General features: G+C 66.3%; 1 protein-coding gene. It reads right to left on the bottom strand.

Annotated elements, in window-relative coordinates; genetic code table 11:
- Positions 1–146: 146 nt before the first annotated feature.
- Positions 147–524 carry a hypothetical protein gene (locus AB0637_RS24945; protein WP_366175482.1) on the bottom strand — a complete coding sequence of 126 codons (378 nt, stop codon included), beginning with the start codon at positions 522–524 and terminating at the stop codon, positions 147–149.
- Positions 525–576: the final 52 nt, after the last annotated feature.

The following is a 576-nucleotide window of genomic DNA, read 5'->3' as shown; positions in this document are numbered from 1 at the left end:
GTGGCGAGCCTGCTCGTCTGCTGGTCTTTGAGACCTTCTGCTGATGCCTGGCTGAGCGCGTGATGTCCTGGCCAGCGGGATGACCGTGACGTCGCGCGCAGCGTGCCGAGACCGTGCGTGGTGCGACCCGTGCCACGACCCGGCGGTCACGACGTGAGGTCTCGCAAACGCGCTTCATCGATCGCTTGTCGTCGCGCCAACGCCGACTCAGCGGCAGGGCGGGTCCGGTAGCGCTCTCTGGCCACTCGGTGGTCCCCCTCGTCGAAGACATGGAGGGTGTAGCCGCGTCCACGGGCCCGATAGATCAGCCACACGAGCAGGTTGATGACCCACAGCACGGGGAGGAGGAGAAGCGCGTAGACACTGCCATCGCCGTTCTGCCACTCCACCACGCCGCTGGGCTGGATCTCGTACCTCAAAGCGCCTCCTCCGCCTTCTCGCTCCCCGATGTGGTGACGACTCGATCTTGCCTGCGCCACAGACGTCGTGTCGGCGATCCGTGCAACCGGCTTGCGTTCGTTCATCGCCGCGACCGCGACGTCACCACCCATTTGCGATCACGCGCACCGCGGGATG

The sequence above is a fragment of the Kineococcus sp. NPDC059986 genome (assembly GCF_040702905.1).
Lineage (GTDB): Bacteria > Actinomycetota > Actinomycetes > Actinomycetales > Kineococcaceae > Kineococcus.
Note: the sequence above shows the minus strand (reverse complement) of the source record. Positions and strands in the feature narration are given on the sequence as shown.

Coding starts and splice junctions, on each gene's coding strand:
- AB0637_RS24945 (WP_366175482.1), bottom strand. CDS start 524: ATGAACGAACGCAAGCCGGTTGCACGGATCGCCGACACGACGTCTGTG.